The sequence below is a fragment of the Marinobacter sp. ATCH36 genome, from assembly GCF_023555055.1.
GTDB lineage: Bacteria > Pseudomonadota > Gammaproteobacteria > Pseudomonadales > Oleiphilaceae > Marinobacter.
This window is the reverse complement of sequence record NZ_JAMJPL010000020.1, coordinates 1-446: the sequence shown is the minus strand read 5'-3', so window position 1 is coordinate 446 and position 446 is coordinate 1. Positions and strand designations below refer to the sequence as shown.

Genomic DNA, 446 nt, shown 5'->3' with positions numbered 1-446 from the left:
GCGTAGATGCGCGAACGGTAGCGTTGCTTGTGACATATCTCGCGGCCGTCGCCGCATGATGCAGTCGCAGCGTCTCACCGCCTCACCGCCGGGAAACCCAATGCATATCGATCACCGACGCGGTGGCAGGCTTGCGCTTGCCATCTTCGTAGCGACGCACGCGCCCTGGCTGTACGCACAAGCGCAGAGTGACGCGCCTGCCGAACGCACGGAACCAGCGACCTTGGCCGCCTTGACGGTCACTGCGCAGAAGCGCGAAGAAGCATTGCAGGACGTACCGATCATCGTTTCGGTGCTGCCCGAGCAACTGTTGCTGGACAACGGCGTCCACGACATCAAGGATTTGCAGGTGCTGGTGCCGGGATTGATCGTCACCAGTACCCAGAGCGCTGCGCAAACCACTGCACGTATCCGCGGCATCGGCACGGTGGGCGATAACGCAGGCC

Annotated in this window: 1 protein-coding gene; it reads left to right on the top strand. The window is 62.8% G+C overall.

What is annotated here, in order from left to right; genetic code table 11:
- Nucleotides 1-100 precede the first annotated feature (100 nt).
- On the top strand, nt 101-446 hold a 346-nt coding region (locus M8010_RS19865), incomplete at its 3' end, for a TonB-dependent receptor plug domain-containing protein (RefSeq protein ID WP_349666126.1).